A 4,287-nucleotide genomic window follows, 5' to 3' on the forward strand; every position below is an offset into this window, starting at 1 on the left:
ATTATTTTTTAAATTATTATATTATATATTAACTTACGTTGCAAATTCATCTCCACCTAAATTTCATAGAAATTATAGATGGAGTATTCTTTGCTATTTTTTTGATAAACTTTGATTTAGAAATAATAGTTGACAGATAGGGTGGTTTCAATTTGGGTCTTAGTTGAAAGCTCTTAGAAAGAACTTTTAACCAAGACCCAAAGCCTTTAAAAATTGACATGAAAAATTGTGGAATTACTAAATGAGTAATAATTCAACCAACAATAATTAGAATACCCCAAATTCCAAATAAAATCAATTCTTATTGACAAAATTTACCCCCCTCCCCAAAATAAATTTTCTGTGAACTGCTATTTCTATAATCTTTGATTTAGAAATAGCAGTTCACAGAAATAGCGGCTCGCATGAGAAAATATTTTCTGCAATTAACCGCGCAAACTTTCAAATTCTTCCATAAACTCCTTTAGTAAATCTTTTTTATATTTAAAAACTTTATCTAAAAAAAAGCTAGTAAATTGTATATTTTTACCATAAAAATCATAACTTTCCTGATTTTGAAATTGAAATCTCAATATCTTTGCCGGATTTTCTTTTTCAATTCTTTTATCTGCGTTAGATTTTTTAATTCTATTATATGTTTCTGCAAATCCAAACTGCTTTATTTCTTCTATTTTTAAATCGCCTGATAATACTTTTTTGTAAAGCCTCAAGTATAAGAATGCTTGGGTTCTTCCTATGATAAATTTTTTAAGAAAGTCTTCAAATTTTTTGTACCCATCAAGCTGATAAAGTTTTTTGGTTCTTATTTTATATAAAATTTCCATTAATTCAATTTTATTGTTTACTTCACTTATAGTGATTCTTCTTATTTGATTTTTATAGCTTTCGTACTCTATTTCATCATCTTTATCGCAATTATTTTTAAATTGATTAACACCGGTCTTCCTATTATTTAGAATAATTTCTTTTCGCTCCTTTTTAGACACAACTACCTCCACTTATAAAAGTACGCTTAGCGTACTTTTATTATTTTTTCCAAAGCTTCCTGAGCTTCTTTATAATACATTGCTTCAATATCAGGCTCTTTTAGTTCATTAATTAAAACTTTAATACTATTAAGGCTATGAATTTTACCTTTAATAAAGGTTCCATAATTCTTAAACACCACCTCTTCTACGTCTCTAAAAGTATTTCTATTTTTAACAAACTGATTTTCTACTATTGAAACGTCTATTTTTTTATTTTTAAAAATATCAACTTCTTCTATTGCATCCATTAACATGGGAAACGCCTCAACAGACCATCTTTCAATTTGAATAGGTATAATAACCTTGTCTGTAATATTTAAAGCATTGTATAATAGGGGGCCCAAACTAGGGGGTGTATCAATTATTATATAGTCAAAATCATTATTAGATAAAATTTTTTTTATACAATGTTCCAATAATTGTTCTTTATATCTTTCATCTTCTTGTTCAAATTTACATAGAATTGGATGAGAAGGAATAATATACATTTTACTATTTATTTTGTTTAAATACTTATTCAAGTCAAAGTTTTTATATTCTTTAAACATGTAGTAAACATTAATTCCTTCAACACCCTTTATATTCTCAATAAAATAACTAGTTAAACTATTTTGAGGATCTAAATCGATCAGTAAAACTTTTTTATCAAAATTTTTTAAGATGTGGCTAAAAATGATTGCTAGTACACTTTTACCAACCCCGCCCTTAATTGATGCAATTGTTATTATTTCTGTTTTCTTTCTATCCATTTTTTTATAATTCCTCCATTTGGCAACTTTTTATTGTAAAAATTGTATACTTCTCTTTCTAGCTTACTTATTAGTTTAAGTAAAGATTGATTATACTTTGTTTCTGATTTTTCTTTTTTAATTAAACGAGATATCCCTTTAATATAGCAGGAGATGCTCCCCTTTTTAAATCTAAATTCTATATAATAAGCCTTTGAAAATGTATATGATTTTGTAGTGTTGTTTTCTTGGTATTTTGTTACAACGTTTCGTATTGGCTTTCTGTATCCATAATAAATACCTAAAAATTTATCATCTCCTTTTAAGGAAAACAAATTAAATTCACTAATTTTTTTTTTATTAAACAATCCTCTAAATGAAATGAAAAATTTATTTTTTTGATTTTTATTGACACCAAATACATATAAATCATTCATTATCCTTGTATGATATATTTTTTTACTGTTATTCTCTTCTATTTTAATAAATATGCGAGTTTTTTTATTTTTTTTGATCATTGTTTTTTTGGTTTTGATAGGTTCTAATACATTTTCCACAATTAATTCTAATTAGCATTATTTTCAAATTCCTTTGATTTCAAATAATATTCATTGGACTCTATCATTTTTAGAATCTCATAATAGTAGTGATTATTAAATATCTTGCTATATTCTAAACTGCTTTTTTTGTCTAAATATTTTTTCAATAACGGTATTAAAATACTAAGCTTTATTTTATTTTTTAATTGTTCAATGAGTATATTGAAAACATTGTTTTTGATATCTGTTTTGTCTTCTTTTTCATTTATTTTTTTGTTCTTAAGATTATTCTTTAGTTTTTTTACTATTTTTTCTAAATCATCGTATTTGTTGTTTTCTATAATGAAATGTGGCTTGTTTTTATATTTTTTATATATTTCTTCAACTTTTATTTTTAATTGTTTGCTGTCATAATTTTCATTTTTTAATTCATTTTTTATTTTGTTTAGTATTTTACTTAGTTCTTTTTGCTTGTTTTTAAGCTTTTTCATTGTTGGTAACTTAGTGCTATATATTTTTTTGTATATATTTTTTTTAATTAAATTTACTGATCTTTTTATAATTTTACATATTTCAATCGTAATTTCTTTTTCTAATTTTAGATTTAAAATAGAATGAGATATATTCGATCCGAAATTACATTTTTTTATGTAATTTTTTATTTGTAATTTTTTTATGGTCTCTTTTTCTTCTTTATTATTATTTTTATTATTATAACACTCCTGTTTTTCTACATTGCTATTTTTAATGCAATTCTTTTCAAAATAGGAATTAACACGGCTTTTATATTTATTCTTTTTTTTATCTTTAAAATGTTTATTAACTATTCGGTAGCACTCTTTTTTAGGATATTTAAGTTTGTAGTAAACTTCGGTACCCATGTTAACACCTAAATGTTTATAGTAATTATTAGTTACCCTAAAAACTGTTTCTAGTTTGTAAAGGTAGTTTTGTAGAGTTTTAATTTTAACTTCCCTTTGACCATTCCTTTTTATATTGTTATTAAAATAATACAGTATATCACTTTGAGTATATTGCTCAAGGTTTGAATTTGCATAACTTAATGTGGATATTAAGACAATTAATTTATGTTGGTATTTATTGCTGTTAGTTTTTATGTTTTTCATTTTTTTCCTCAATTTTTTCATGCAAAAACTTTAATAACATTGCCATTAAAGTTTTCTATCAAGAATAATAATAACTCAAAACATGGTAAAAAGTAAACTTATTCGACAAGAATGGAGAAATTTTTTACTGAAATGCAAAAATTAAATAGTCATAATTCACAACCATTAGAATGAAAGAAAAAGACTATTAACAAAAGTTAATAGTCTTTTTCAAGGAGTAATAAGTTAAGTAATAAATTACTAACTTATTACACTAGTAATTATATATTAATAATTGTAAAATACAAAGCAATTTGAAAATTTTTTTACATTTTTTTCATTCTGCCATTCTGAAGCCCATCAAATGTTCTTTTGATTTTAGCATTCTAACTAATTTTTCAGCATCAAGCACATCGCCATTGAAGTTGTAATTGAAATTTTGAACAATTGTTCTATTTTCGCTTTTTTGTAATTTGGCAATTTCTTCTGCAATGATTTTAGCTTCAAGTTTGCGTAGATTTTCATCTATTGGTGCAGGAGTTATTCTTACCAGTTCGGGTTGACCGAATTCACTAGACATTACACCTGAGTTTGGCATATATGTTGGTTTGTTTGAAACGAACCGTGCACCACCACGAGCAAATTTTATTTCTTCGATGGAGCCAGCCGATTTTACTGTTGCAATTCTTTTTAGTATTTCATCTAAAATTTTTTGCGTCTTTTCTAAATCACTAGCTTTTGAGAAGTACCATCCAGTACCTAAGTATCCCGGCTCAGCATTTACCTTGTCGACTTCGGCCTGTGCCTTAATTCGTTCATTTTCTAGGTTGGAAAGTTTTTTTTCTCTCTCGGTTTCTATTTTCTTATTTTCCTCAGCTTTAGTAAG

Annotated in this window: 4 protein-coding genes and 1 pseudogene; all 5 read right to left on the reverse strand. The window is 25.2% G+C overall.

The window, feature by feature from the left end; all coding sequences use genetic code 11:
- Window positions 1-425: 425 nt before the first annotated feature.
- Window positions 426-986: a chromosome replication/partitioning protein gene (locus HNP68_RS06080; protein WP_183221467.1), complete on the reverse strand. Its 561-nt coding sequence runs from the start codon at window positions 984-986 to the stop codon at window positions 426-428.
- 26 nt (window positions 987-1,012) lie between these two features.
- Complete coding sequence (locus HNP68_RS06085) at window positions 1,013-1,777, reverse strand: ParA family protein (protein ID WP_183221469.1); 765 nt, start codon at window positions 1,775-1,777, stop codon at window positions 1,013-1,015.
- The gene (locus HNP68_RS06090; protein WP_183221471.1) at window positions 1,753-2,313 is read right to left on the reverse strand and encodes a DUF226 domain-containing protein; all 561 of its coding nucleotides are present in this window, start codon (window positions 2,311-2,313) and stop codon (window positions 1,753-1,755) included. Before HNP68_RS06090 ends, HNP68_RS06085 begins: the two co-directional genes overlap by 25 nt.
- 8 nt (window positions 2,314-2,321) lie before the next feature.
- Window positions 2,322-3,422 carry a plasmid maintenance protein gene (locus HNP68_RS06095; RefSeq protein WP_183221473.1) on the reverse strand — a complete coding sequence of 367 codons (1,101 nt, stop codon included), beginning with the start codon at window positions 3,420-3,422 and terminating at the stop codon, window positions 2,322-2,324.
- A gap of 316 nt (window positions 3,423-3,738) precedes the next feature.
- Window positions 3,739-4,287 (reverse strand): annotated as a pseudogene (locus HNP68_RS06100) (tape measure protein); the annotation flags it as partial.

Source organism: Borreliella yangtzensis, assembly GCF_014201775.1.
Taxonomy (GTDB): domain Bacteria; phylum Spirochaetota; class Spirochaetia; order Borreliales; family Borreliaceae; genus Borreliella; species Borreliella yangtzensis.

Bases quoted from the DNA above. Each gene is read 5' to 3' on its own strand.
- HNP68_RS06085 (WP_183221469.1), bottom strand. From the start codon at position 1,777: ATGGATAGAAAGAAAACAGAAATAATAACAATTGCATCAATTAAGGGC.
- HNP68_RS06095 (WP_183221473.1), bottom strand. From the start codon at position 3,422: ATGAAAAACATAAAAACTAACAGCAATAAATACCAACATAAATTAATT.